Origin of the sequence: Candidatus Methylopumilus turicensis (genome assembly GCF_000953015.1) — a bacterium.
In the GTDB taxonomy this organism is placed as follows: domain Bacteria; phylum Pseudomonadota; class Gammaproteobacteria; order Burkholderiales; family Methylophilaceae; genus Methylopumilus_A; species Methylopumilus_A turicensis.
Window position 1 is genome coordinate 36,356 of the sequence record NZ_LN794158.1, and the last position, 24,834, is coordinate 61,189.

The 24,834-nt window shown below is 45.3% G+C and carries 19 protein-coding genes, 5 tRNA genes and 3 rRNA genes; 20 read left to right on the forward strand and 7 right to left on the reverse strand.

The features are described from left to right. Positions 1-45: 45 nt before the first annotated feature. Positions 46-396 carry an iron-sulfur cluster insertion protein ErpA gene (gene erpA / locus BN1209_RS00205; protein ID WP_045750440.1) on the forward strand — a complete coding sequence of 117 codons (351 nt, stop codon included), beginning with the start codon at positions 46-48 and terminating at the stop codon, positions 394-396. A 58-nt stretch (positions 397-454) separates the two neighbouring features. Here erpA and gltA read toward each other — a convergent pair whose 3' ends face one another. From gltA to BN1209_RS00220, 3 genes are read right to left on the reverse strand one after another with little or no spacing between them, the layout of a single operon-like run. After that, a complete protein-coding gene (gene gltA / locus BN1209_RS00210; protein ID WP_045750441.1) occupies positions 455-1,753 on the reverse strand; it encodes a citrate synthase in 1,299 nt (432 codons plus the stop codon). A 32-nt stretch (positions 1,754-1,785) separates the two neighbouring features. Further along, positions 1,786-2,868: an anhydro-N-acetylmuramic acid kinase gene (locus BN1209_RS00215; protein ID WP_231855132.1), complete on the reverse strand. Its 1,083-nt coding sequence runs from the start codon at positions 2,866-2,868 to the stop codon at positions 1,786-1,788. Between the two features lie 47 nt (positions 2,869-2,915). Then, positions 2,916-4,271, reverse strand: coding sequence for an OapA family protein (locus BN1209_RS00220; protein ID WP_082048440.1), 1,356 nt, complete (start codon positions 4,269-4,271; stop codon positions 2,916-2,918). Positions 4,272-4,385: 114 nt separating this feature from the next. Between BN1209_RS00220 and tyrS the strand changes: the two genes are divergently transcribed. The 13 genes from tyrS (at position 4,386) to pnp (ending at position 20,310) form a co-directional block, all read left to right on the forward strand. After that, positions 4,386-5,594, forward strand: coding sequence for a tyrosine--tRNA ligase (gene tyrS, locus BN1209_RS00225; protein ID WP_045750443.1), 1,209 nt, complete (start codon positions 4,386-4,388; stop codon positions 5,592-5,594). Positions 5,595-6,054: 460 nt separating this feature from the next. Next, a 16S ribosomal RNA gene (locus BN1209_RS00230) occupies positions 6,055-7,594 on the forward strand. A gap of 106 nt (positions 7,595-7,700) precedes the next feature. Continuing rightward, positions 7,701-7,777 (forward strand) — tRNA-Ile (locus BN1209_RS00235). Positions 7,778-7,802: 25 nt separating this feature from the next. Next, positions 7,803-7,878 (forward strand) — tRNA-Ala (locus tag BN1209_RS00240). Between the two features lie 363 nt (positions 7,879-8,241). Further along, a 23S ribosomal RNA gene (locus BN1209_RS00245) occupies positions 8,242-11,124 on the forward strand. Positions 11,125-11,328: 204 nt separating this feature from the next. Then, positions 11,329-11,442: ribosomal RNA gene (gene rrf / locus BN1209_RS00250) — 5S ribosomal RNA — on the forward strand. The 16S, 23S and 5S rRNA genes sit together here with 2 tRNA genes alongside, the layout of an rRNA operon. 181 nt (positions 11,443-11,623) lie before the next feature. After that, a complete protein-coding gene (rimP, locus tag BN1209_RS00255; RefSeq protein WP_045750444.1) occupies positions 11,624-12,058 on the forward strand; it encodes a ribosome maturation factor RimP in 435 nt (144 codons plus the stop codon). A 47-nt stretch (positions 12,059-12,105) separates the two neighbouring features. Then, positions 12,106-13,581 (forward strand): transcription termination factor NusA, encoded by a 1,476-nt coding sequence (nusA, locus tag BN1209_RS00260; protein ID WP_045750445.1) that lies wholly within the window; start codon positions 12,106-12,108, stop codon positions 13,579-13,581. An 85-nt stretch (positions 13,582-13,666) separates the two neighbouring features. Continuing rightward, the gene (gene infB / locus BN1209_RS00265; protein ID WP_045750446.1) at positions 13,667-16,324 is read left to right on the forward strand and encodes a translation initiation factor IF-2; all 2,658 of its coding nucleotides are present in this window, start codon (positions 13,667-13,669) and stop codon (positions 16,322-16,324) included. Further along, entirely contained in the window at positions 16,324-16,689 is a 366-nt protein-coding gene (rbfA, locus tag BN1209_RS00270; RefSeq protein WP_045750447.1) for a 30S ribosome-binding factor RbfA, read from the forward strand. Before infB ends, rbfA begins: the two co-directional genes overlap by 1 nt. A 26-nt stretch (positions 16,690-16,715) precedes the next feature. After that, positions 16,716-17,636: a tRNA pseudouridine(55) synthase TruB gene (gene truB / locus BN1209_RS00275; RefSeq protein ID WP_045750448.1), complete on the forward strand. Its 921-nt coding sequence runs from the start codon at positions 16,716-16,718 to the stop codon at positions 17,634-17,636. Positions 17,637-17,747: 111 nt separating this feature from the next. Beyond that, on the forward strand, positions 17,748-18,017 hold the full coding sequence (gene rpsO / locus BN1209_RS00280) for a 30S ribosomal protein S15 (protein WP_045750449.1): 270 nt from the start codon (positions 17,748-17,750) through the stop codon (positions 18,015-18,017). A 172-nt stretch (positions 18,018-18,189) separates the two neighbouring features. Continuing rightward, on the forward strand, positions 18,190-20,310 hold the full coding sequence (gene pnp / locus BN1209_RS00285) for a polyribonucleotide nucleotidyltransferase (RefSeq protein ID WP_045750450.1): 2,121 nt from the start codon (positions 18,190-18,192) through the stop codon (positions 20,308-20,310). A gap of 73 nt (positions 20,311-20,383) precedes the next feature. Here pnp and dksA read toward each other — a convergent pair whose 3' ends face one another. Both dksA and folD read right to left on the reverse strand, forming a co-directional pair. Next, positions 20,384-20,803: an RNA polymerase-binding protein DksA gene (gene dksA / locus BN1209_RS00290; protein ID WP_045750451.1), complete on the reverse strand. Its 420-nt coding sequence runs from the start codon at positions 20,801-20,803 to the stop codon at positions 20,384-20,386. A 122-nt stretch (positions 20,804-20,925) separates the two neighbouring features. Continuing rightward, entirely contained in the window at positions 20,926-21,780 is an 855-nt protein-coding gene (folD, locus tag BN1209_RS00295; protein ID WP_045750452.1) for a bifunctional methylenetetrahydrofolate dehydrogenase/methenyltetrahydrofolate cyclohydrolase FolD, read from the reverse strand. Between the two features lie 103 nt (positions 21,781-21,883). Here folD and BN1209_RS00300 point away from each other — a divergent pair. From BN1209_RS00300 to BN1209_RS00315, 4 genes are all read left to right on the forward strand, one after another. Further along, positions 21,884-21,960, forward strand: a tRNA-Pro gene (locus BN1209_RS00300). A gap of 39 nt (positions 21,961-21,999) precedes the next feature. Then, positions 22,000-22,076 (forward strand) — tRNA-Arg (locus BN1209_RS00305). Positions 22,077-22,094: 18 nt separating this feature from the next. Further along, positions 22,095-22,170 (forward strand) — tRNA-His (locus BN1209_RS00310). Positions 22,171-22,336: 166 nt separating this feature from the next. Further along, complete coding sequence (locus tag BN1209_RS00315) at positions 22,337-22,501, forward strand: (2Fe-2S)-binding protein (RefSeq protein ID WP_320408770.1); 165 nt, start codon at positions 22,337-22,339, stop codon at positions 22,499-22,501. On the opposite strand, the gene BN1209_RS08835 is transcribed toward BN1209_RS00315, so the two are convergent. Both BN1209_RS08835 and BN1209_RS00325 read right to left on the reverse strand, forming a co-directional pair. Then, positions 22,498-23,148, reverse strand: coding sequence for a Sak single strand annealing protein (locus tag BN1209_RS08835; protein WP_052661056.1), 651 nt, complete (start codon positions 23,146-23,148; stop codon positions 22,498-22,500). The two genes, BN1209_RS00315 and BN1209_RS08835, sit on opposite strands and share 4 nt — an antisense overlap. 11 nt (positions 23,149-23,159) lie before the next feature. After that, the gene (locus tag BN1209_RS00325) at positions 23,160-23,453 is read right to left on the reverse strand and encodes a hypothetical protein (RefSeq protein ID WP_045750453.1); all 294 of its coding nucleotides are present in this window, start codon (positions 23,451-23,453) and stop codon (positions 23,160-23,162) included. Between the two features lie 85 nt (positions 23,454-23,538). Between BN1209_RS00325 and BN1209_RS00330 the strand changes: the two genes are divergently transcribed. Then, on the forward strand, positions 23,539-23,808 hold the full coding sequence (locus BN1209_RS00330; RefSeq protein WP_197539014.1) for a helix-turn-helix domain-containing protein: 270 nt from the start codon (positions 23,539-23,541) through the stop codon (positions 23,806-23,808). 262 nt (positions 23,809-24,070) lie between these two features. Further along, entirely contained in the window at positions 24,071-24,829 is a 759-nt protein-coding gene (locus BN1209_RS00335; protein WP_045750454.1) for a HesA/MoeB/ThiF family protein, read from the forward strand. Positions 24,830-24,834: the final 5 nt, after the last annotated feature.

Genomic DNA, 24,834 nt, shown 5'->3' on the forward strand with positions numbered 1-24,834 from the left:
GCAAGAAGGACTAAATGGAAACAAGTGATTATTAAGGAGTCAGAGATGAATGCAGTGACTGAAATGCCAAGCCCGTTAGTCTTTACTGATAACGCGGCAAAAAAAGTAAAAGAGTTGATTGAAGAAGAAGGTTCGCCTGATTTGAAATTGCGCGTTTTTGTCAGCGGCGGCGGATGTTCTGGCTTTCAATATGGTTTTACATTTGAAGAAACTGTGAATGAAGACGACACGCAAGTTGAACGTGACTCAGTGACACTATTAATTGATCCAATGAGTTTGCAGTATTTGATGGGCGCTGAAATCGACTATAGTGATAGCCTGCAAGGTTCACAGTTTGTGATTCGTAATCCGAATGCAACAACAACTTGTGGTTGCGGTTCTTCGTTCTCAGTTTAATTATTTATCTGACGAATATAAAAAGGCCCCTAGGGGCCTTTTTTTGGATATAACTAACTTACCGCTCGTTAATCGGTACAAAATCACGTCTTGTTTGGCCTGTGTAAAGTTGACGCGGACGGCCAATCTTACCTTCTGGATCAGAGATCATTTCACTCCACTGTGCTACCCAGCCAGCGGTTCGCGCAAGCGCAAAAATCGCAGTAAACATTGAGTTTGGAATACCCATTGCGCGCATCACGATGCCAGAGTAGAAGTCGACGTTGGGGTATAAGCGACGGCTTACGAAATACTCATCTTCTAGCGCAATTTTCTCTAATTCCATCGCAAGCTTAAACATAGGGTCGTCATTTAAGCCAAGCTCATTAAGTACTTCATGACATGTTTCGCGCATGATAGAAGCGCGTGGATCCATGTTACGGTAGATGCGATGGCCAAATCCCATCAGGCGAAACGCATCATTCTTATCTTTGGCGCGGGCAATAAACTCACCAATACGACTCACATCACCAATTTCTTCAAGCATATTGAGCGTTGCCTCATTTGCGCCGCCGTGTGCAGGACCCCAAAGTGATGCAATCCCTGCAGAGATGCAAGCAAATGGATTTGCGCCACTTGAGCCTGCAAGGCGAACCGTTGAGGTCGATGCATTCTGCTCATGGTCGGCATGTAAAATCAAAATACGCTCAAAGGCTTTAGTCAGCACTGGATTTGGTCTGTACTCTTCGCAAGGCGTTGCAAACATCATATGCATAAAATTCGCTGCATAATCGAGTTTGTTCTGTGGGTACATGAACGGCTCACCAATGTTGTACTTGTAGCTCCAAGCGGCAATCGTTGGTACTTTTGCAAGCAAACGATAAGCGGTAATTTCACGCATTTTGGCATCATGGATGTCAGATGATTCACCATAGAATGCTGACATTGAGCCAACCACCCCGACCATGACCGCCATTGGATGGGCGTCACGTCTAAAGCCTGTAAAAACTTTAGTGAGCTGATCGTGCAACATCGTGTGTTGATGCACTGTTGTGGTGAACGTATTTTTTTGTGCTTCGCTTGGTAATTCGCCGTGAATCAACAAGTAAGAAACTTCCATGAAACTACAGTGTTTGGCTAACTGTTCAATTGGGTAACCACGATAGTAAAGTAGACCTTTTTCGCCATCAATAAAAGTAATGTCTGAGCTACAAGAAGCGGTTGATAGAAAGCCCGGGTCATAGGTGAAGACACCATGCTTGCCAAGGCTACGAATATCAATCACATCCACGCCCAAGTTGCCTGAGAGAATTGGTAGCTCGATAGGGTCACTTCCGTTGTCAAAAGTGAGCGTTACTTTTGTTGGTTTATTCGTCATTTCACTATTCAATCAATGGTTTTATTAATACATTAACAAGCATAAATCGCGCCTAAAATGCGCAATCCATCTGCGCCAGTTACACAAGGTAAATTGCCTGGTGCTTTGAGTAACGATTGTCTTGCAAGCCAAGCAAAAGCAGCTGCTTCAACGGCGCTCACATGGATACCTAAAATATCAGTGGGCTCAATTTTCACAGGATGCAACAAATGTCGCAAGTGTTGAATGAGGGCTTGATTAAAAGCGCCACCACCACACAGGTAAATTTCCTCAGTATTGGGGGCATGTTTTTGAACAGCATCCGCAATCGAGTGTGCTGTAAAGGCTAATAATGTGCGCTGAACATCTTGTGGCAGATCATTGACATTGAGGTGGGATTTTAACCATTCAATATTAAAGAGATCTCTGCCTGTGCTCTTGGGTGGTGGAAGGGTAAAAAACTCATGTGCTAATAATTTAGAAAGTAATCGATCAATCACTTGGCCAGTCATGGCCCAGTTGCCCGATTCATCATAACGCTTACCAGTATGCATTTCTGTCCATGCGTCCATCAGCATATTGCCTGGACCAGAATCAAAGCCAATAATTTCTTGCCCAGTATTTAATACGCTCAGATTGGCGATGCCACCAATATTGATAATGGTGCGATTGATATTAGGGTGTCCGAAAACCGCCTGATGAAAAGCTGGAACTAAGGGAGCACCCTGTCCATTTGCTGCGATATCTCGGCTACGAAAATCTGAAACAACAGTGATTCCGGTTAATTCGGCTAATAAGGCTGCATTGCCAATTTGGATGGTATAGCCAAGCTCAGGTCTGTGTCGAATGGTTTGCCCATGGCAACCAATGGCTGATATTTGAGCAGGATTAATGTTAGTTTTTTCGAGCAGGCCGTTTACGGCTTGTGCATAGAGCTTTGCCAATTGATTCCCTACGAGCGCTGTTCGCTCGATCTCGTTAGGACCACTTTCGTGCAGTGAGAGGAGCTCTTCTCGTAGATCTTGATTGAAAGGGAGTGAGTGAACGTTGATCACGCGCGACTGTAGCGTTTGGTCTGAAGCCTGGGTGAATTCAGTGAGCACGGCATCAACACCATCTAGGCTGGTGCCTGACATTAACCCAATCCATAGACCTTGCGCGTTAATTTTGCAGCTCGCTTAGTTTAATCAATAGAAGCAACGTTGCTTGCGCGTAATAAATTCAATTGCGCTGAATATTCAGCTTTTTGCGCTAAAAAGGCTGCTTTGTAATTGGCAGGAATTGGCTCCGCCGAGGGCAGGGCGACTGTGACTGGGTCACGGTGATCGCCATTAAGCAAGAACTCATAATGTAAATGTGGTCCAGTGGCTAAACCCGTCATCCCAACGAATGCAATGACTTCGCCTTGGGATACTTTCTTTCCTTGATGCAAGCCATGTGCAAATCCTGATAAATGCCCGTAAACGGTACTGATTTTGTTTTGGTGTTGTAAGACGATGACGTTTCCGTATCCACCTTTCGAACCAATAAACTCTACGACGCCGTCACCAGAAGCTTTCACTCGGGTGCCAATAGGTGCGGCATAATCTACGCCTTTGTGAGCGCGCATGGTTTGTAAGAGGGGATGTAAACGACCTGTACTAAACCCCGAACTGATGCGTGAAAACTCCAAGGGTGAGCGCAAAAATGACTTGTGCATGCTCTTGCCGTCAGGCGTGTAATAAGCAACGTTCCCAGCAGGATCTTTGTGCATGAAAGCGCTGTATGTTTTTCCATCATTGGTGAATTCAGCGGATAACACTTGCCCTGCTTTTACTTGGAGACCTTCACTATACTCAGCCTCATAAGCGACGACCAAACGATCGCCTTTACGAAGGTCTGTTTGAAAGTCGATGTCTGTTGAGAAGATGTCGACAAGTTGCATGGCAACCGAATCAGGAATATCTGCCGCATCTGTTGCACCAAAGAGTGAGTTTTTGATGGTGGCAGATTTGAGTACGGTATGTTTGTTGAAATTAATTTCGTGTGTTTTAGCGATATAGCCAGAGTCTGAATTGGTCACACTTAATAGATGAGTGTTGTTGAATTGATACTCAAGCGCTATTAGTTTGCCCGCTCCGCTTGTTTGTGCGCGAACGCTTTGTCCCGGTTTAAGCTGCGATGCTAAAGCGTCTGCATCGTGATTGGTCCGTAAGAACTCAATTGCGTCGTCATTGCGAATGTTGAGTCTTTTTAGCAGAGCCACAAGCGTATCGTCACGACGGATGGTCTCGGTCACCCAGAAATACTCTTTAATAGCGTTCAAGCTTGAAAGTGCCTCAAGCTGAGGAAGCGCAACCTCTTCCACAATGGTTTCAACCGGAATATTGTCCGTGAGGGTTTGTGGTGCAATGCCGAATGCCGTCGCAATCCCTAATAATGGTAAGCAAGAAATCGCAATAATCCAACGCAAATCAAGCTTTCGTGCTTGGTTTGAGGTTTTTTGCGTTAAAATACGCGGTTTAGAATTTTCTAGATTGTTGGGCTCGTTACTCTGCACCGACGCCACCTTGATACTTAATATGTGAGGGGCGATGCTAACAGAAAAGTGATTTTTCGTGAAGTTTTGGGGTGGAGTGGTGCCGGTGATAACAATATATATAGGCTTTTAGTGATGACATCAAATTCAGTATCGATAGAACAAAGTCTGGCGCTAATCAAACGCGGAAGTGATGAGCTTTTGATTGAAAGTGAACTGGTAGAAAAATTAAAAACGGGTCGGCCATTGCGTGTGAAAGCTGGCTTTGATCCAACTGCACCGGATTTGCACTTGGGCCACACGGTCCTTTTAAATAAGTTGCGTCAATTTCAAGAGCTTGGTCATCAAGTGCTTTTTTTGATCGGTGACTTCACTGGCATGATTGGCGACCCTACGGGTAAGAGCGCGACACGCCCACCACTCACTGCTGAGCAAGTGCAAGAAAATGCAAAGTCTTATGCTGCCCAAGTATTCAAAATACTCAAGCCTGAGCAAACAGAAGTGGTATTCAATTCTACTTGGCTGAATGAATTAGGTGCGGCCGGCATGTTGAAGTTGGCTGCTAGTCACACTGTGGCACGTATGCTTGAGCGTGATGACTTTAGTAAGCGCTACAAAAACAATCAGCCAATTGCGATTCATGAATTTTTATACCCTTTATTACAAGGTTACGATTCAGTTGCGCTTAAAGCGGATGTAGAACTTGGCGGAACAGATCAGAAGTTTAATTTGCTGATGGGACGTGAGTTGCAAAAACAAGCTGGCCAAAGTCAGCAGTGCGTTCTTACCATGCCTTTGTTAGAAGGTTTGGATGGCGTCAACAAAATGTCTAAATCGTTAGGCAACTATATTGGTGTTGCTGAGCCTGCCAATGTGATTTTCAGCAAAATCATGTCAATTTCTGATGAGCTGATGTGGCGTTATATAGAGTTATTATCATTTGAGTCATTAGAAACGATTGCTAAGTGGAAAGCGGAAATCGCTGCGGGCGCAAATCCAAGAAATACAAAAGTACATTTTGCCCAAGAGATTGTTGCGCGCTTTCATAATCAAGAGGCGGCTGAAGAGGCGCTCAAGGATTTTGAGCTTCGCTCAAAAGGCGGCATACCAGATGAAGTGCCTGAAGTGGCGATTGAAATTACAGAAGCAAGTATCTCTGTGCCACAACTATTAAAGCAAGCTGGCTTAGTGGCCAGTACCTCTGAGGCCATGCGAGCAATTGAGCAGGGTGGCGTAAAACTAGATGGTGAAAAAGTCACTGACAAGCATCAGCAATTGAATAAAGGTAGTGAAGTCGTTGCGCAAGTTGGTAAGCGAAAGTTTGCCCGGGTCACAATAAGTTAATTTAAATGTAATTACTTTGTAAAAAAGGCCATATTCCTATTGACCGGTTTTTATTGTTCTGTAAAATGCGCCCTTCGCTTCGAACACGAGGCGGGAAGCAATATGAAGAGTGATAAATTGTTTGATTTTGCTCTTGACCAAATTTACCAGGTCTGTATAATGCGCCCCTCTCGTTGCTAACGCGGAACAAGATTCTGGGTTGGCGAAGTAGAAAGAATTTAGTAATACCCGCTCTTTAAAAATTTGAACAATCGATAGGTGTGAGTGTTTGTAGCTGGCAAGTTCACTGGTTCTTCGGAACGTGAACGCTCAAGATACAAATGCTTATACCTTGAATGAAACTTTGTAATAAACATTGTTTAGCAATAGACAATGTCGACAACCTAGATTCATTTGAGTAAATAAAGCAAAAGCGACATACCGATCCCTTTATTGGGGTCACAAGTAATAGTTAGGAATTAAACTGAAGAGTTTGATCCTGGCTCAGATTGAACGCTGGCGGAATGCTTTACACATGCAAGTCGAACGGCAGCACGAGAGCTTGCTCTTGGTGGCGAGTGGCGAACGGGTGAGTAATATATCGGAACGTATCCAATAATGGGGGATAACTAATCGAAAGGTTGGCTAATACCGCATACGCCCTACGGGGGAAAGCAGGGGATCTTCGGACCTTGCGTTAATGGAGCGGCTGATATCTGATTAGCTAGTAGGTGAGGTAAAGGCTCACCTAGGCTTCGATCAGTAGCTGGTCTGAGAGGACGACCAGCCACACTGGAACTGAGACACGGTCCAGACTCCTACGGGAGGCAGCAGTGGGGAATTTTGGACAATGGGCGCAAGCCTGATCCAGCCATTCCGCGTGAGTGAAGAAGGCCTTCGGGTTGTAAAGCTCTTTCGCAAGGGAAGAAACGTTACGAGCGAATAACTCGTGATAATGACGGTACCTTGATAAGAAGCACCGGCTAACTACGTGCCAGCAGCCGCGGTAATACGTAGGGTGCGAGCGTTAATCGGAATTACTGGGCGTAAAGCGTGCGCAGGCGGTTTTGTAAGTCAGATGTGAAATCCCCGAGCTCAACTTGGGAACTGCGTTTGAAACTACAAGGCTAGAGTATGGTAGAGGGGGGTAGAATTCCACGTGTAGCAGTGAAATGCGTAGAGATGTGGAGGAATACCAATGGCGAAGGCAGCCCCCTGGACTAATACTGACGCTCATGCACGAAAGCGTGGGGAGCAAACAGGATTAGATACCCTGGTAGTCCACGCCCTAAACGATGTCTACTAGTTGTTGGGAGAGTAAAATCTCTTAGTAACGCAGCTAACGCGTGAAGTAGACCGCCTGGGGAGTACGGTCGCAAGATTAAAACTCAAAGGAATTGACGGGGGCCCGCACAAGCGGTGGATTATGTGGATTAATTCGATGCAACGCGAAAAACCTTACCTGGCCTTGACATGTACCGAATTTAGCAGAGATGCTTTAGTGCTCGAAAGAGAACGGTAACACAGGTGCTGCATGGCTGTCGTCAGCTCGTGTCGTGAGATGTTGGGTTAAGTCCCGCAACGAGCGCAACCCTTGCCATTAATTGCCATCATTTAGTTGGGCACTTTAATGGGACTGCCGGTGACAAACCGGAGGAAGGTGGGGATGACGTCAAGTCCTCATGGCCCTTATGGCCAGGGCTTCACACGTAATACAATGGTCGGTACAGAGGGTTGCCAACCCGCGAGGGGGAGCCAATCCCAGAAAGCCGATCGTAGTCCGGATTGTAGTCTGCAACTCGACTGCATGAAGTCGGAATCGCTAGTAATCGCGGATCAGCATGTCGCGGTGAATACGTTCCCGGGCCTTGTACACACCGCCCGTCACACCATGGGAGTGGGTTTCACCAGAAGTAGTTAGTCTAACCGCAAGGAGGACGATTACCACGGTGGGATTCATGACTGGGGTGAAGTCGTAACAAGGTAGCCGTATCGGAAGGTGCGGCTGGATCACCTCCTTTCTAGAGAAGCCTATGGCTGCAAGCATTCACACTTATCGGTTGTTTAAAAAAGAGCGTCACTAAATGATTGGTCCTTAAGATATCTTGAAACAGATAAAGCCTTAGAGGGTCTGTAGCTCAGCTGGTTAGAGCACCGTCTTGATAAGGCGGGGGTCGTTGGTTCGAGTCCAACCAGACCCACCAGATTTTATATGTGTATTGAAAATCTGGGGGATTAGCTCAGCTGGGAGAGCACCTGCTTTGCAAGCAGGGGGTCGTCGGTTCGATCCCGTCATCCTCCACCATTTATTTAGTGTAAGAAATTAGTCGTTAGTGCTGATTGAGCGAATTGCTTGATGAGTATTAAGGACTAGCGTCTTGACGTTTAGTATTGATCTTTAACAAAATGGAAGAAGTAAAGAGAACACACGCATTTGTGATGAGTGTGATGTGTTCAAATGGGTAGTAATTGATTGCAAAATCGAAATGTTTTAATACGTAAGTTCTGACTAGTTCTCTAACTAGTTAAGTAATAAACGGTTAACTCAAGTTGCCATATATCTAGCTTGGTATGTGGTGATGTAGTGCTTTAGAAAACCTATAACTGGCAAATTTACTCCTTGCCGCATGATTTGAGTTTAAAAAGGGCTCAGGTTTTAACGTTATAGGGTCAAGCGAATAAGTGCATATGGTGGATGCCTTGGCGATTACAGGCGATGAAAGACGTGATAGCCTGCGAAAAGCTACGGGGAGCTGGCAAATAAGCTTTGATCCGTAGATATCTGAATGGGGAAACCCACCCGCAAGGGTAACCCTCTCTGAATATATAGGGGAGTGGTGGCGAACCGAGTGAACTGAAACATCTAAGTAGCTCGAGGAAAAGAAATCAACCGAGATTCCGGAAGTAGTGGCGAGCGAACCCGGAAAAGCCTGTTATTTTTAGCACATGCGATAGTAGAACGGAATGGAAAGTCCGGCCATAGAGGGTGATAGCCCCTTATACGAAATCCCGTGTGTGGAACTAGGGTAACGACAAGTAGGGCGGGGCACGAGAAACCTTGTCTGAACATGGGGGGACCATCCTCCAAGGCTAAATACTCGTAATCGACCGATAGTGAACCAGTACCGTGAGGGAAAGGCGAAAAGAACCCCGGGAGGGGAGTGAAATAGATCCTGAAACCGTATGCATACAAACAGTGGGAGCGGACTTGTTCCGTGACTGCGTACCTTTTGTATAATGGGTCAGCGACTTACATTCAGTAGCAAGCTTAACCGATAGGGGAGGCGTAGCGAAAGCGAGTCCGAATAGGGCGTCTAGTTGCTGGGTGTAGACCCGAAACCAAGTGATCTATCCATGGCCAGGATGAAGGTGCCGTAACAGGTACTGGAGGTCCGAACCCACAAATGTTGAAAAATTTGGGGATGAGCTGTGGATAGGGGTGAAAGGCTAAACAAACTTGGAAATAGCTGGTTCTCTCCGAAAACTATTTAGGTAGTGCCTCGTATATAACTCTTGGGGGTAGAGCACTGTTATGACTAGGGGGTTCACAAGAACTTACCAACTCATTGCAAACTCCGAATACCGAGAAGTTCAATTACGGGAGACAGTCCATGGGTGCTAACGTCCGTGGACAAGAGGGAAACAACCCAGACCGCCAGCTAAGGTCCCAAATGACGTGCTAAGTGGAAAACGAAGTGGGAAGGCACAGACAGCCAGGAGGTTGGCTTAGAAGCAGCCATCCTTTAAAGAAAGCGTAATAGCTCACTGGTCGAGTCGTCCCGCGCGGAAGATGTAACGGGGCTAAGCACGTAACCGAAGCTGCGGATGCATATTTATATGCATGGTAGGAGAGCGTTCTGTAGGCCTGCGAAGGTGTTCTGTGAGGAATGCTGGAGGTATCAGAAGTGCGAATGCTGACATGAGTAGCGATAAAGGGTGTGAAAAGCACCCTCGCCGAAAGCCCAAGGTTTCCTGCGCAACGTTCATCGGCGCAGGGTGAGTCGGCCCCTAAGGTGAGGCAGAGATGCGTAGCTGATGGGAAACAGGTTAATATTCCTGTACTTTAATATGATGCGATGTGGGGACGGAGAAGGTTAGGTCATCCAACTGTTGGAATAGTTGGTTCAAGCGAGTAGGGAGATCTCTTAGGCAAATCCGGGAGGTCAATTCTGAGACGTGATAACGAGGCACTTAGGTGCTGAAGTGATTGATACCATGCTTCCAAGAAAAGCCACTAAGCTTCAGTCATATTAAAACCGTACCGCAAACCGACACAGGTGGGCAGGATGAGAATTCTAAGGCGCTTGAGAGAACCCGGGAGAAGGAACTCGGCAAATTTGCACCGTAACTTCGGGAGAAGGTGCGCCCCGGTAGGTTGTAGAGATTTACTCTCGAAGGCCGATGGGGTTGCAGTGAAAAGGTGGCTGCGACTGTTTAATAAAAACACAGCACTCTGCAAACACGAAAGTGGACGTATAGGGTGTGACGCCTGCCCGGTGCCGGAAGGTTAATTGATGGGGTGCAAGCTCTTGATCGAAGCCCCGGTAAACGGCGGCCGTAACTATAACGGTCCTAAGGTAGCGAAATTCCTTGTCGGGTAAGTTCCGACCCGCACGAATGGCGTAACGATGGCCACACTGTCTCCTCTCGGGACTCAGCGAAGTTGAAATGTTTGTGAAGATGCAATCTACCCGCGGCTAGACGGAAAGACCCCATGAACCTTTACTGTAGCTTTACATTGGACTTTGACAAGATTTGTGTAGGATAGGTGGGAGACGTTGAAGCGGAGTCGCTAGATTTCGTGGAGTCAACCTTGAAATACCACCCTGATGTTGTTGAGGTTCTAACCTAGGTCCGTAATCCGGATCGGGGACCGTGTATGGTGGGCAGTTTGACTGGGGCGGTCTCCTCCCAAAGAGTAACGGAGGAGTGCGAAGGTAACCTAGGTACGGTCGGAAATCGTACTGATAGTGCAATGGCATAAGGTTGCTTGACTGCGAGACGGACAGGTCGAGCAGGTGCGAAAGCAGGTCATAGTGATCCGGTGGTTCTGTATGGAAGGGCCATCGCTCAACGGATAAAAGGTACTCTGGGGATAACAGGCTGATTCCTCCCAAGAGTTCATATCGACGGGGGAGTTTGGCACCTCGATGTCGGCTCATCACATCCTGGGGCTGTAGCCGGTCCCAAGGGTATGGCTGTTCGCCATTTAAAGTGGTACGTGAGCTGGGTTTAAAACGTCGTGAGACAGTTTGGTCCCTATCTGCCGTGGGCGTTGGAAGTTTGAGGGGGGCTGCTCCTAGTACGAGAGGACCGGAGTGGACGGATCTCTGGTGGACCGGTTGTCATGCCAATGGCATAGCCGGGTAGCTAAATCCGGAAGAGATAAACGCTGAAAGCATCTAAGCGTGAAACTTGCCTCAAGATGAGACTTCCCTGTGCTTTAAGCACACTAAAGAGTCGTTCGAGACCAGGACGTTGATAGGTCGGATGTGGAAGCGCAGTAATGCGTTAAGCTGACCGATACTAATTGCTCGTGAGGCTTGATCCTATAACCTTAAATCTTGATCTCTTGATGAGATTCAAATTAAGGTTGTTCTAAAGCAATGTAATCAATTGCAACAACCCAATAATCTTTACTTCTTCCAATTTGTTTAAGACAAGTTTGTGAAAAACAAACATGTTTTACTCGCTGAGCAAGCAATTGCTCACGACAGCTTAACGATTACTTGGCTCCCAAGAAATCACGGTTATGTCTGGCGGCCATAGCGAATTGGAACCACCCCTTCCCATCTCGAACAGGGCCGTGAAACGATTCTGCGCCAATGATAGTATGCTTCGTGCATGCGAAAGTAGGTCACCGCCAGACTCTTTATACGAAGTGTTGTTATGTTCATAACAGCACTACTTAAAAGCCCACAATCGTGGGCTTTTTTGTTTGTGACAAACGCTAACCATTGCGCTAAATGGTTGATAATAAAAATGAATGGGCATTAAGCCCATTTTTTGTTTCTGATGCTTAAGTAATTATTTGGAACAGGAAAGATTAATTGGCAGATTTATACGGATTAATTGAAAAAACGGTAACGCAGCTAGGTTACGAATTAGCGGATTTGGAAGTCTCCAACCGCGGTAAATTATTACGCCTATTTATCGATAAGCCTGAAGGCATCACAATTGATGATTGTGTACTTGTGAGCAATCAACTTGGTAATGTATTAGCTGTTGAAAACGATATTGATTATGACCGATTGGAGGTTTCATCTCCTGGCCTAGATCGTGCTCTGAAAAAAGAAGCTGACTTCGTTAGGTTTGTTGAATCCAAAGCATCGGTGAAAGTAAGAATGCCAATTGATGGTAGAAAGAATTTTATTGGCGTACTAAAAGGGGTTGATGACGGCGATCTGGTCATTGATGTTGAAGGTGTGCTGATTAAAATTGATCTTAATAACATTGATAAAGCACGCTTAGCCCCTGAGTTTTAATAGTTTGTATTGTTGTTGATGGATCAAATTTTTAAGCGGAGATTAAAATGAGTCGCGATATTTTATTATTGGTAGATGCACTAGCACACGAAAAAAACGTAGACAAAGAAGTTGTGTTTAGCGCACTTGAGTACGCATTAGCTTCAGCTACCAAAAAACGCTTCACGGATGACGCAGACGTACGCGTACAAATTGATCGTGATACAGGAGAGTACGATTCGTTTAGACGTTGGACCTTGTTAACTGATGATGAAGCCATTGAAAACCCCGGCGCACAAATGTATGCAGATGATGAACGTGCTGAAGGTAAGCTAATTTCTGAAGTAAATACTTTTGAAGAGCCACTAGAGTCCGTTGAATTTGGTCGTATTGGAGCACAAGCAGCGAAACAAGTTATTCTTCAAAAAGTACGTGAAGCAGAGCGTGAGCAAATTCTTGAAGACTTTTTAGCACGTAAAGAATTTTTAGTCACCGGTGTGATTAAACGTATGGAAAAAGGGAATGCTATTATTGAGGTAGGACGTATTGAGTCGCTCTTACCGCGTGATCAAATGATTCCAAAAGAGAATCTACGCGTAGGCGACCGTGTGCGAGCTTACTTGCTACGTGTAGAACGTAGCGGTCGTGGACCTCAATTAATTTTGTCGCGGATTGCACCTGAATTCATTATTCGCTTATTTGAACTTGAAGTGCCTGAAATTGAAGACGGCTTGCTTGAAATCAGAGCTGCGGCGCGTGATCCTGGCTTGCGTTCAAAAATTGCTGTTAAAGCAAATGATCAGCGTCTAGATCCAGTAGGCACATGCGTTGGTATGCGTGGTTCACGCGTACAAGCTGTAACGGGTGAGCTTGCAGGTGAGCGTGTTGATATCGTGTTGTGGTCTATGGAGCCGGCACAATTTGTCATTAATGCAATGGCGCCTGCTGAAGTTTCTAGCATTGTCGTGGATGAAGATGCACATAGCATGGATGTTGTTGTGGATGAAGAGCAATTGGCACAAGCAATTGGCCGTATGGGTCAAAATGTACGCCTAGCATCAGAGCTCACTGGTTGGACACTCAACATTCTCACTATCGATGAAGCAGCGAAAAAGAGCGAGGAAGAATATACCAAAACACGTCAAATTTTCATTGAAAAACTAGATGTGGATGAAGAAGTCGCAGATATTTTGGTGCAAGAAGGTTTCGGTACACTAGAAGAAATTGCCTATGTGCCAATGGCAGAAATGTCAGAAATTGAAGCGTTCGACGAAGACACCATTAATGAGCTTCGCAAACGTGCAAGAGCTGCTTTGCTCACCGACGCTATTGCTAAAGAAGAAAAAGTTGATGAAGCCTCAGCTGATTTGCTTGGTATGGATGGCATGGATGAAGAAACAGCGCATCTACTTGCATCAAAAGGTGTGTCTACCATGGACGACTTAGCTGATCTAGCTGTTGATGATTTGGTTGAATTAACCAATATGGATGTAGAGCGTGCAAAAACATTGATCATGACAGCGCGTGCGCCATGGTTTGCCTAAGCATCAGATTAATATTTGTAAAAAATTTATCGCCGAAGTAATGAGTATTTTGAGTGGTTGCGTAAAGAATAGACTGGAGTAACAGATGGGACAGACAAGCGTATTACAATTTGCCAGTGAGTTAGGCTTGCCGGCCGAGCTTCTGCTAGAGCAGTTGAAAAGTGCTGGCGTCAGCAAAGTTGCATCAAGTGACCAGTTGTCCGAACAAGATAAAACCTTGTTGCTGGACTACCTACGCAAAGAGCATGGTGCGCAGGCACCTAAAAATAAAATTACCTTAATGCGTAAGCAAAACACGGAAATCAAAAAAACAGATAGTTCAGGTAAAGCCCGAACCATTCAGGTTGAGGTTCGTAAAAAGCGCGTATTGGTTCGTACTGATGAAACGGTCGAGCCGGAAGTGCCTGTTGTGGATCTTATCGAGGAAGCACCAATCGTTACTGAAGCTGAGGTAACTGTTGTGCCTGAAGTCGTTGAAGAACTACCAAGCATTATTGAAGTAGAAGTGCCTGTCGTTGTTGAGGTCTTGGAGGAAGCTCCAGTAATCGTCGAAGAGACTCCACAAGCGGTTAAATCAGTTAAACCAAGTTTGCTTTCTCCAGAGCAAATCGCACAGCGTGCGAATGAAGCTAAACGTCATGCAACATTAATGGCAATGCAGATGGAGGACTTGCGTAAAAAGCAAGAGCTAGTGCAAAAGCGCCTAGAAGATGAAGCTAAAAAGGTTGCGGATGCTGCCGCTGCTGCCAAAAAACTTTCAGAAGGTACGCTACATAAGCCAGCGCCTAAAGAGGGTGTAAAGACTGAAGATAAAACAGCTAAAAAGAGCAACAAAAACAAAGAGTGGGCTGACGCTGAGAATAAAAAACGTGGGATCAAGACGCGTGGCGACACTGGGATGAACCAGGGCTGGCGCGGTCAAAAGAACAAATCAAAATCTCATAAAGATGATGATGCTGAGCATGCATTTAATGCGCCAACAGAACCTATCGTTCATGAGGTGTTAGTACCTGAAACGATTACTGTGGCTGATTTAGCGCACAAAATGGCGGTTAAAGCAGGTGAAGTAATTAAAGCGCTCATGAAAATGGGCATGATGGTGACCATTAACCAAGTCCTGGATCAAGAGACGGCTATTATTATCGTTGAGGAAATGGGTCACGTAGCCAAGGCGGCAGCCGCGAATGATCCAGAAACATTCTTGGATGATACCGAGCACGCTGAAGCGATTCTTGAGACCCGTCCACCAGTGGTAACCGTCATGGGTCACGTTGACCATGGTAAAACTTCATTGCTAGATTATATTCGTAGCAGTCGTGTTGCGACCGGTGAAGCTGGCGGTATCACACAACATATTGGCGCTTATCACGTTGAAACAGATCGCGGTATGGTCACTTTCCTAGATACCCCTGGCCATGAAGCATTTACTGCAATGCGCGCACGTGGTGCTAAGGCAACGGACATTGTGATTTTGGTCGTGGCGGCAGATGATGGCGTGATGCCACAAACCATTGAAGCCGTTCACCATGCAAAAGCTGCAGGTGTGCCACTCGTTGTAGCAGTGAATAAAATTGATAAGCCGGATGCTAATTCTGAGCGCGTGAAGCAAGAACTTGTTGCTGAAGAAGTGGTGCCTGAAGATTGGGGTGGCGATACCATGTTCGTAGAAGTCTCTGCAAAAACAGGTAAAGGCATTGATGCTTTATTAGAAGCTGTCTTGCTGCAAGCTGAAGTGCTTGAATTAAAGGCGCCTAAGAACACGCCAGCTAAAGGTTTAGTGATTGAAGGCCGTCTAGATAAAGGTCGTGGTCCTGTTTCAACAATTCTTGTGCAATCAGGTACATTAAAACGTGGTGACATGATCCTCGCTGGTAGCGCTTTTGGTCGCGTTCGTGCAATGTTGGATGAAGCGGGTAATGATATTAAAGAGGCTGGCCCATCTATTCCTGTTGAGATTTTAGGTCTTTCAGATGTACCTAACTCTGGTGAAGAAGTCATTGTGTTGAACGATGAGCGTAAAGCGCGTGAAATCGCCTTGTTCCGTCAAGGTAAATTCCGTGATGTGAAATTAGCTAAACAACAAGCAGCGAAGCTTGAAAACATGTTTGAAAACATGGGTGAAGGTGAAGTGAAAACATTAGCCTTGATTATTAAATCAGACGTTCAAGGTTCATATGAAGCGCTTGCTACTTCATTACAAAAACTATCGACAGATGAAGTAAAAGTAAACATTATTCACACGGGTGTTGGTGCCGTGACTGAATCAGACGTGAACTTGAGCGTTGCTTCTAAAGCTGTATTGATTGGCTTTAACGTGCGTGCAGATGCTGGCGCACGCAAACTGATCGAAAGCTCAGGCGTTGATGTACGTTACTACAACATCATTTACGAAGCTGTGGATGAAATTAAAGCAGCACTTGGTGGCATGTTGGCACCAGAGAAGAAAGAAAGCGCCATTGGCTTGGTTGAAATCCGTGAGGTTTACCGTATTTCTAAAGTTGGCGCGGTGGCTGGATGTTACGTGCAAGATGGTGTAATTAAACGTAACTCCAAGATTCGTGTGCTACGTGGTGATGTGATCATCCACACAGGCGAGCTCGATTCACTTAAACGCTTCAAAGATGATGTTAAAGAAGTGAAATCTAACTTCGAGTGCGGTTTGTCATTGAAGAACTACAACGACATTGAAGTGGGTGATTTGTTAGAAGTCTACGAAGTTGTTGAAGTGGCTAGAACGCTCTAATGGCTAAAGATTTCGCAAGAAGCGACCGTGTGGCTGAGCAAATGCGCCGTGAGTTAGCGGATTTGCTTCAGTTTGAAGTAAAAGATCCACGTGTGGGGATGGTTACGGTGACGGAAGTTGAAGTTACTGGTGACATGGCACATGCAAAGATTTATTACAGTACGGCTGAACAGGACGCGAAATCCGCAGCTGAGCTACAAAAAGGTTTAGAAAAGACCGCTGGCTTCTTACGCAGTCAGCTTTCTAAGCGTATGTTGCTTCGCACAGTCCCTCAGCTTCATTTTGTCTACGATGCTTCGATTGATAATGGCATGAAATTAACACGCCTCATCAATCAAGCTTTGGCAGATAGTCCTAAAGAATAATTCTCTTCAGAATTTAAATCTGCCAAATGGCGCAATTCAAAAGAGTTAAACGCAATATCAACGGCGTGTTGTTGCTCGACAAGCCCATCGGTTTTTCATCCAATCAAGCCTTACAAAAAGTAAAATGGTTGTTCCAAGCAGCCAAAGCTGGGCACACCGGCACATTAGATCCGCTTGCAACTGGCTTGCTACCTATTTGCTTGGGTGAGGCGACTAAGTTTGCACAATACGTGACTGATGCAGATAAAACCTATATAGCAACCGTAAAGTTTGGCGCCACGACAACAACGGGCGACGCCGAGGGTGAGGTAATTGCGACCGGTGATGTGAATTTTACTCGCCAGCAGCTTGAGTCCGTCTGCCAATCTTTTATCGGCGAAATCAGCCAGGTCCCACCGATGTATTCAGCGTTGAAGTTCGAAGGCAAGGCCTTGTATGAGTATGCGCGTGAAGGGGTTGATATTGAGCGCCAATCACGGCAGGTCACCATCACAGACATCACCATTCATCGTTTTGATGCTGATGTTGCCGAAATAACGGTGAATTGCAGTAAAGGCACCTATATTCGGACCTTAGCCGAAGATATTGGCAACGCGCTTGGTTGTGGTGCTCACTTAATCGGTTTGCGAAGAATTGAAACGGCGGGCTATCAGTTAGCTGATGCGATTACGCTTGAGCAACTAGAACAGAGAATTAAAAACACGCCTGTCGAGTCTTTGCAGAGCTTAATTTTGCCAATTGACTCTGCCATTGCTTATTTACCAGCAGTGACCCTAAATGGCGATGCCGCACACTATCTCATGCAAGGCCAAGCCGTGTGGGTTTCAGGACAAATTCCGCATGGTGAAATCCGTTTGTTTGATGAAAATTCACGATTTCTTGGATTGGGATTTTTACAGGACGATGGAAAAATCGCACCTAAGCGCTTAATGCGAGATTTTTCTTAATTCTGCTTGATAAATCACAAGCTTAGAGATAGAATCCCGACCCTAGTCGTAAATGAATGTATGAGCGGATTCCCTGCTTTTACATTGACGCTAACTTAAAGGAAATAAAAGATGGCAATGACCACACAAGATACCGCTAAAGTTGTCGCAGACTTTCAGCGCGCTCCAGCAGATACAGGTAGTCCAGAAGTGCAAGTTGCATTGTTAACTGCACGTATCACCTACCTAACAGAACATTTCAAATCTAACAAAAAAGACAATCACTCACGTCGTGGTTTGCTAGCGATGGTTAGTCAACGTCGTAGTTTGTTGGACTATTTAAAACGTAAAGATCTAAGCCGTTATCAAGTCTTGATTGAGCGCTTAGGTATTCGTAAGTAAGTTTTTGCAAAAAGCGATATACGATTTTTGCAGTTGAATAAAAAGCCAGAAGCATTACGCAAGCGCGTGGTGCTTTTGGCTTTTTTGTTGTACCAAAGTGGCGTCATGCCATCTATCGTTGCGCATTATTAGGGTTGTAAATAATGCGCATTAATGTGAAAAAGGAAGACAAATGTTTAATAAAGTAAAAAAGAGTATTCAATACGGTGCGCATGAGCTCACCTTAGAAACAGGTGAAATTGCACGCCAAGCAGATGGCGCTGTGATGGTGACTTATGGCGACACAGCAGTATTGGTCACTGTCGTTGGTAAAACCGAAGTTAAAGCGGGTCAAGACTTCTTCCCGTTGACTGTTGATTACCAAGAACGTACCTACGCTGCAGGTAAAATCCCAGGTGGCTTTTTCAAACGTGAAGGCCGTCCTTCAGAAAAAGAAACACTGACATCACGTTTAATCGATCGCCCATTGCGTCCATTATTCCCAGAAGCTTTTTACAATGAAGTACAAGTTGTTGCTACTGTGATGTCATCAGATAGCGAAATCGATCCAGACATTCCTGCCATTATCGGTGCATCAGCAGCGATGGCAATTTCAGGTATTCCTTTCTACGGCCCACTAGGTGCTGCACGTGTTGGTTACATTGATGGTGAATACATCATCAACCCATCAGCAACGCAAATGAAAGAGACTGAGTTGGATTTAGTGGTTGCAGCGACTGCAAGTGCTGTGATGATGGTTGAGTCAGAAGCGAAAGAGTTGCCAGAAGATGTCATGTTGGGTGCTGTTGTATTTGGCCATGAGCAAATGCAAGCAGTGATTAACATGATTAATGAGATGGCAGCTGAAGTTGCTAAAGAAGCTTGGGACTGGACACCTCCAGCGCCAAATACAGCAGTGATTGAAAAAGTTACAGCAATCGCGAATGCAGACATTAACGCTGCATACCAAATCAAATCAAAAGGTGCGCGCTCTACGAAGTTAGACGAAATCAAAAATCGCGTCATGGCTGAGTTGATTACTGAAGAAACTTCTACACAAGAAGCGAACGAAATTAAATCAGCATTCTTTGATTTAGAAGCAAAAGTTGTGCGTAGCCAAATCTTGAACGGTGAGCCGCGTATTGATGGCCGTGATACTCGAACAGTCCGTCCTATTACGATCCGTACAGGTGTGTTGCCACGTACCCATGGTTCAGCATTGTTTACGCGTGGTGAGACACAGGCGTTGGTTGTAGCGACATTGGGCACAGGCCGTGATGAGCAAACAATTGATGCGCTTGAAGGTGCTTATAACGACCGTTTCATGTTGCATTACAACATGCCTCCATACGCGACTGGCGAAACAGGCCGCGTTGGTACTCCAAAACGTCGTGAAATCGGCCATGGCCGTTTAGCTAAGCGTGCTTTGATTGCTGCGCTTCCTTCACAAGAGGACTTTGGTTACACCATCCGTATCGTTTCTGAAATTACAGAATCAAACGGTTCTAGCTCAATGGCTTCAGTGTGTGGCGGTTGCTTGGCGTTGATGGATGCTGGCGTGCCAGTTAAATCACACGTTGCTGGTATCGCAATGGGCTTGATTAAAGAAGGTAACCGTGTAGCTGTGTTAACAGACATCTTAGGTGATGAAGATCACTTGGGCGACATGGATTTTAAAGTAGCGGGTACAGAAGAAGGTATTACTGCACTTCAAATGGACATCAAGATTACAGGGATTACTGCTGAAATCATGCAAGTGGCATTGTCACAAGCTAAAGAAGGCCGTATGCACATCTTGGGTATCATGAAGTCATCAATGGATACTTCACGTACTGAATTGTCAGCATTTGCACCACGTATCATCACGATGAAAATCAACCCAGAGAAGATTCGTGATGTGATTGGTAAAGGCGGTGCTGTTATTCGTGCTTTGACTGAAGAAACTGGCGCGACGATTGATATTGAAGATGACGGTACAATCAAAATTGGTTGCGTAAGTGCTGAAGCAGGCGAAGAAGCTAAAAGACGCATTGAAGCGATTACTGCTGAAGTTGAAATCGGCCAAGTTTACGAAGGTCCAGTGATTAAACTATTAGACTTTGGTGCAATTGTTTCATTGCTACCAGGTAAAGATGGTTTGTTGCACATCTCACAAATTGCACACGAACGTGTGAATGCTGTGGGCGACTTCTTAAAAGAGGGTCAAATCGTTAAAGTTAAAGTAGTTGAGGCTGATGAGAAGGGCCGTGTGCGTCTAAGCATGAAGGCTTTGATTGATGCACCAGTTGCTGCAGAAACACCAGCTGCCGAGTAATTTGTAATAACGGCAGTGAATAAAAAAAAGGCCCGAGCAATCGGGCCTTTTTGTTTTTTTACGAAGAAGCTAATTATTTGGCGACTTGTCTCTCACGCATCTCATCTAGGGTTTTGCAGTCAATACATAGGGTAGCTGTTGGGCGAGCCTCAAGACGTTTTAGACCAATCTCGATACCACAGCCATTGCAATAACCATACTCGTGCTCACTAATCTTTCTTAAAGTGCTTTCGATTTTCTTAATCAGTTTACGTTCGCGGTCACGATTGCGTAGTTCTAAAGTCATGTCTGACTCTTGGCTAGCCCTATCATTTGGATCTGCGAACATCGTCACTTCGTCCTGCATCGTGTGCACTGTGCGGTCGATGTCATGACTTAATTCGTTCTTCCATTCAGTCAAAATCGCTGTGAAATGCGCAAGTTGCTTATCATTCATGTACTCCTCATTAGCAGTTGCTACATAAGGAACAAATTGTTTTGAGATTTCAGCCATGTGACCCTTGAAGATTTAAATGATGATTGACTTAACTGCCATTAACATAAAATTAAGGCGGTGCAAAGTGTACACGTATTGCTTAATGTATGCAAAGTTGTTAAATCAATCATAATTGTTATTTATACGCCACGTAACTCCATGGCTAATAATGTATTTTCCATGAGTGTGGCCACTGTCATTGGCCCAACGCCACCTGGTACAGGCGTAATCCAGCCGGCACGCTCTTTTGCCGTTTCAAAATCAACGTCACCGCAGATGGTGCCATTATCTAAACGATTAATACCAATGTCCACGACGATAGCACCAGGTTTGATCCAATCGCCTTTAATTAAGCCAGCTTTGCCTGCGGCAGCCACTACTAAATCAGCGCGTGCAATGTTGCCTTGTAAGTCTTTAGTATGACGATGACAACAAGTCACCGTACACCCTGCAAGTAAAAGCTCAAGTGCCATCGGGCGGCCTACATGGTTAGAAACGCCCACAACAACTGCATCTAAGCCCTTAATATTGATGTTTGCACTATTGAGCATCTTGATCACCCCAAAAGGCGTGCACGAGCGTAAGGTGGGTTGGCGAACAGCTAAGCGACCAATGTTATATGGATGGAAGCCATCCACGTCTTTACTTGCACTGATATGCTCAATAATTAACTTCTCATCAATTTGAGGCGGTAAAGGCGACTGCACCAGGATGCCGTCGATCGTGTCGTCCTCGTTTAGTTTTTGGATGAGCGCAAATAATTCACTTTCTTTAATATCTGAGGCCAGATCATATGCGATCGAATTGATGCCGACTTTCTCGCAGGCCAATCGTTTGTTTCTTACATAGATGCTCGATGCAGGGTCGCCGCCAACCAAGATCACTGCGAGAGATGGTGCGCGCTTGCCAGCACTTAAACGTTGACTGATGCGTGACTTGATGCCGTTGAGCATGTCCTCCGCGATTGCTTTACCGCTAATAATTTGAGCCGACATAGATTTATATTTTGAGGGGCATGTAAAAAAATAGTATTTTAACAGGCTATTCGCCAATATTAGAATTGACCTTTAGAATAATATGCGAGATAATCTCGCCCCTCGGGGTGTAGCGTAGCCTGGTAGCGCGCCTGCTTTGGGAGCAGGATGTCGGGAGTTCAAATCTCTCCACCCCGACCAGTTTTTGTCCCAATATTTGTATTAAGATTGTCCGACAATCTGCCCGTAGCTCAACCGGATAGAGCACCAGCCTTCTAAGCTGGGGGTTACAGGTTCGATTCCTGTCGGGCAGGCCATACAAATCCAGTTTTATGGTGGCTGTAGCTCAGTTGGTAGAGTCCCGGATTGTGATTCCGGTTGTCGTGGGTTCGAGCCCCATCAGTCACCCCAAAAACCCTAAATTATTTCAATGAGTTGATCGCGCGAACCTGTTTTGTGAATTGGTTTGACTACCTTAAGCCTTATTCGTTGAATTGATGGATGGGCAACGGATTTGCATATAGAATTTCATGACATGAGTGAAAATAAAGTTAACGATGAGGATGAGGTTATTTGTATGTGCAGCGGGACCACGCGCGCAAAGGTACGTCTCCTTTTTGAGCAGGGCCTCGATGCCGAGGCCATCTCTCGTCGAACGGGTGCGCTCTCGGGTTGCGGTGGCTGCGAGTGGGAGATTGCGGACATGCTAAAAGCCCTTACGGCAGAAAAAGCTGGGCATTAAACCTTCTTATACTTCTTCAGTGCACTTCTCGTCCTACTATCCAGCAAACTCCAAAGTCCCACTTTCTCATCGTTTTCTAGCATCTCGCATCGTTCATGCGCGAGCCTTAATTCTTCAAGTTGTACAAGCTCAGTCACTTCCTCAGCGATTTTTGCGAGTAAGTCTTTCTCATCGTTATTAAATTCTTCTAGTGCGCCTGCCGTTGGGGTAATCGAGTCTCTAGGGGCCTTAATCTCTTTCGCTTTATTTATTTCTTGCTCTTCCTCCTTGGTCTCTTTCATCTCTGACATGGGAAGATCCTCCCCTGCGTAGATATACATCCCGAGTCCATGGAGTGATATCGCTTTGGCTAAGCATCTTTGCATTGCCGTATTCACAGAGAACGCATCAGGGTTATGAATCGCCTTATTTCTAAAGTCCATCACCGGCAACTGCGCTGTTCTGGATTTACCAAAGGCATGCACCGTACAGAACACCATCATGGTCTCACCAAAGATCCTAGGTTCTGCATACTCCCAACTCGCACTCTCATCAAGTTGCAGCAGTTGATCCACTGCCCAAGACCATGACAAGTAAGCTAAGCCATTCTTACGCTCGATATAGTCATTGACGTTGATCTTCCTCAGTTCTGTGTAATGCATCATCATTTCCCTCCGCCTCAAGCCGCCTTGTCATCTAGAACAGGACCTTCAATCCCCTCATCAATCAAATACGATAGCTGAGACATGTCTTTGAAGTGGGGCGCATTTAAATTGGCGTTAATTTCTTCCATAGCCTTCTCATACATCCACTCAATACTCTTCCTATCCATCAGCTCAATGATATTGATCTCGCTATCCACAGGTCTGATCTCATCGATCTGCTCAAATACCATGCATATACACACATCATAAGAAGCTCCCTCACATGCCACCGTCGCCCACTCATAGTTCCTTGCACGTCTATTAGTCATCTCTTTTCTCCCGATTGTTGGAATTAATGTAAAATGAATAATTGTTACTTTGCATAAACAAATTTCATTCTAAATGTAATTCTAGATGAAAATATTGCACTCAGCAATACTTATTTTCATTCAGAATGAAAAAGGAGTTTTTTTGATTAAATGTCATTTGTCTCGCATCATGGGCGAGAAAAAATTAAGGGTTGCTGATGTAGCTAGGGCTGTAGGTGTTCATAGAAATGCAATTACGCTACTTTATGAAGAGACTGCTAGTCGAGTTGAAATGGATACCATAAACAAGCTTTGTGCTTTTCTGGACTGCGGAATACAGGATCTATTTGAGTATCTTCCTGAGGGTGAGAATTAGCCCTTGTTTTACAAAACGGACTAGTTCTCATTTAAAAATACCCAAAAAATAGCTCCCTAGAAAAAACAAAGCCAATCCTTTGGAATTGAAGACTAGCATTAGCTTACAGCAATTTTCTATGTAAATTACTCATTAAAATATGCTTTTTGCCAAACGAACCCAAGTGAGCGTTAAGCCATCTCTTGGATGAGATTCAGAGTTATTTGCATGATGCATAAGAATCTGTTTAGTCTGACTAACGCTTGCTGGTAAAATTCTATAGATGAATGACAATCAGCTCCTCCGCTATAGCCGCCATATTCTGCTTCCTTCTATCGCTTATGAAGGCCAAGAGTTACTAACCAAAAGCCATGCGCTGATAGTCGGTGCTGGCGGACTAGGCTCGCCAGCTGCTTTGTACATGGCCGCGGGCGGTGTCGGCACTCTAACGATTTGTGACTTTGATGAGGTGGATTTAACTAATTTACAGCGTCAAATCATCCACACCACATCCTCAGTGGGTATCAATAAAGCGCTTTCTGCTCAGCAAGCCATACAGTCGATTAATCCTGAAGTAGTTGTGAATACGGTACAAGAAAAGTCGACTGAAGCCAGCATGGCTGCTTTAATTAGTGCTGCCGATGTGGTGTTAGATTGCTCAGATAATTTTGCTACACGCTATGCCCTTAATCGGCTTTGTCACCAATATAAAAAACCGTTGGTCTCAGGTGCAGCGATTGGTTTTGAAGGTCAAATTACCGTATTTGATTTTAGGCATGAAGCTAGTCCTTGTTACCACTGTTTGTTTCCAGATGATGGTTCTGATACAGAAATGCGTTGCTCTGAGAATGGCGTATTTGCTCCGCTGGTCGGCATGATCGGTACCGCGCAAGCGGCTGAAGCGATGAAGCTTGTAATGAACATTGGTAAGAGTCTGGAAGGCCGTTTGCAATTACTAGATGCGCTGGCGATGGAATGGCGTACGATTAAGCTGAGTAAAGATTCAAAGTGCCAAGTCTGCGGCACAAAATCCTCAATCTAATTTTT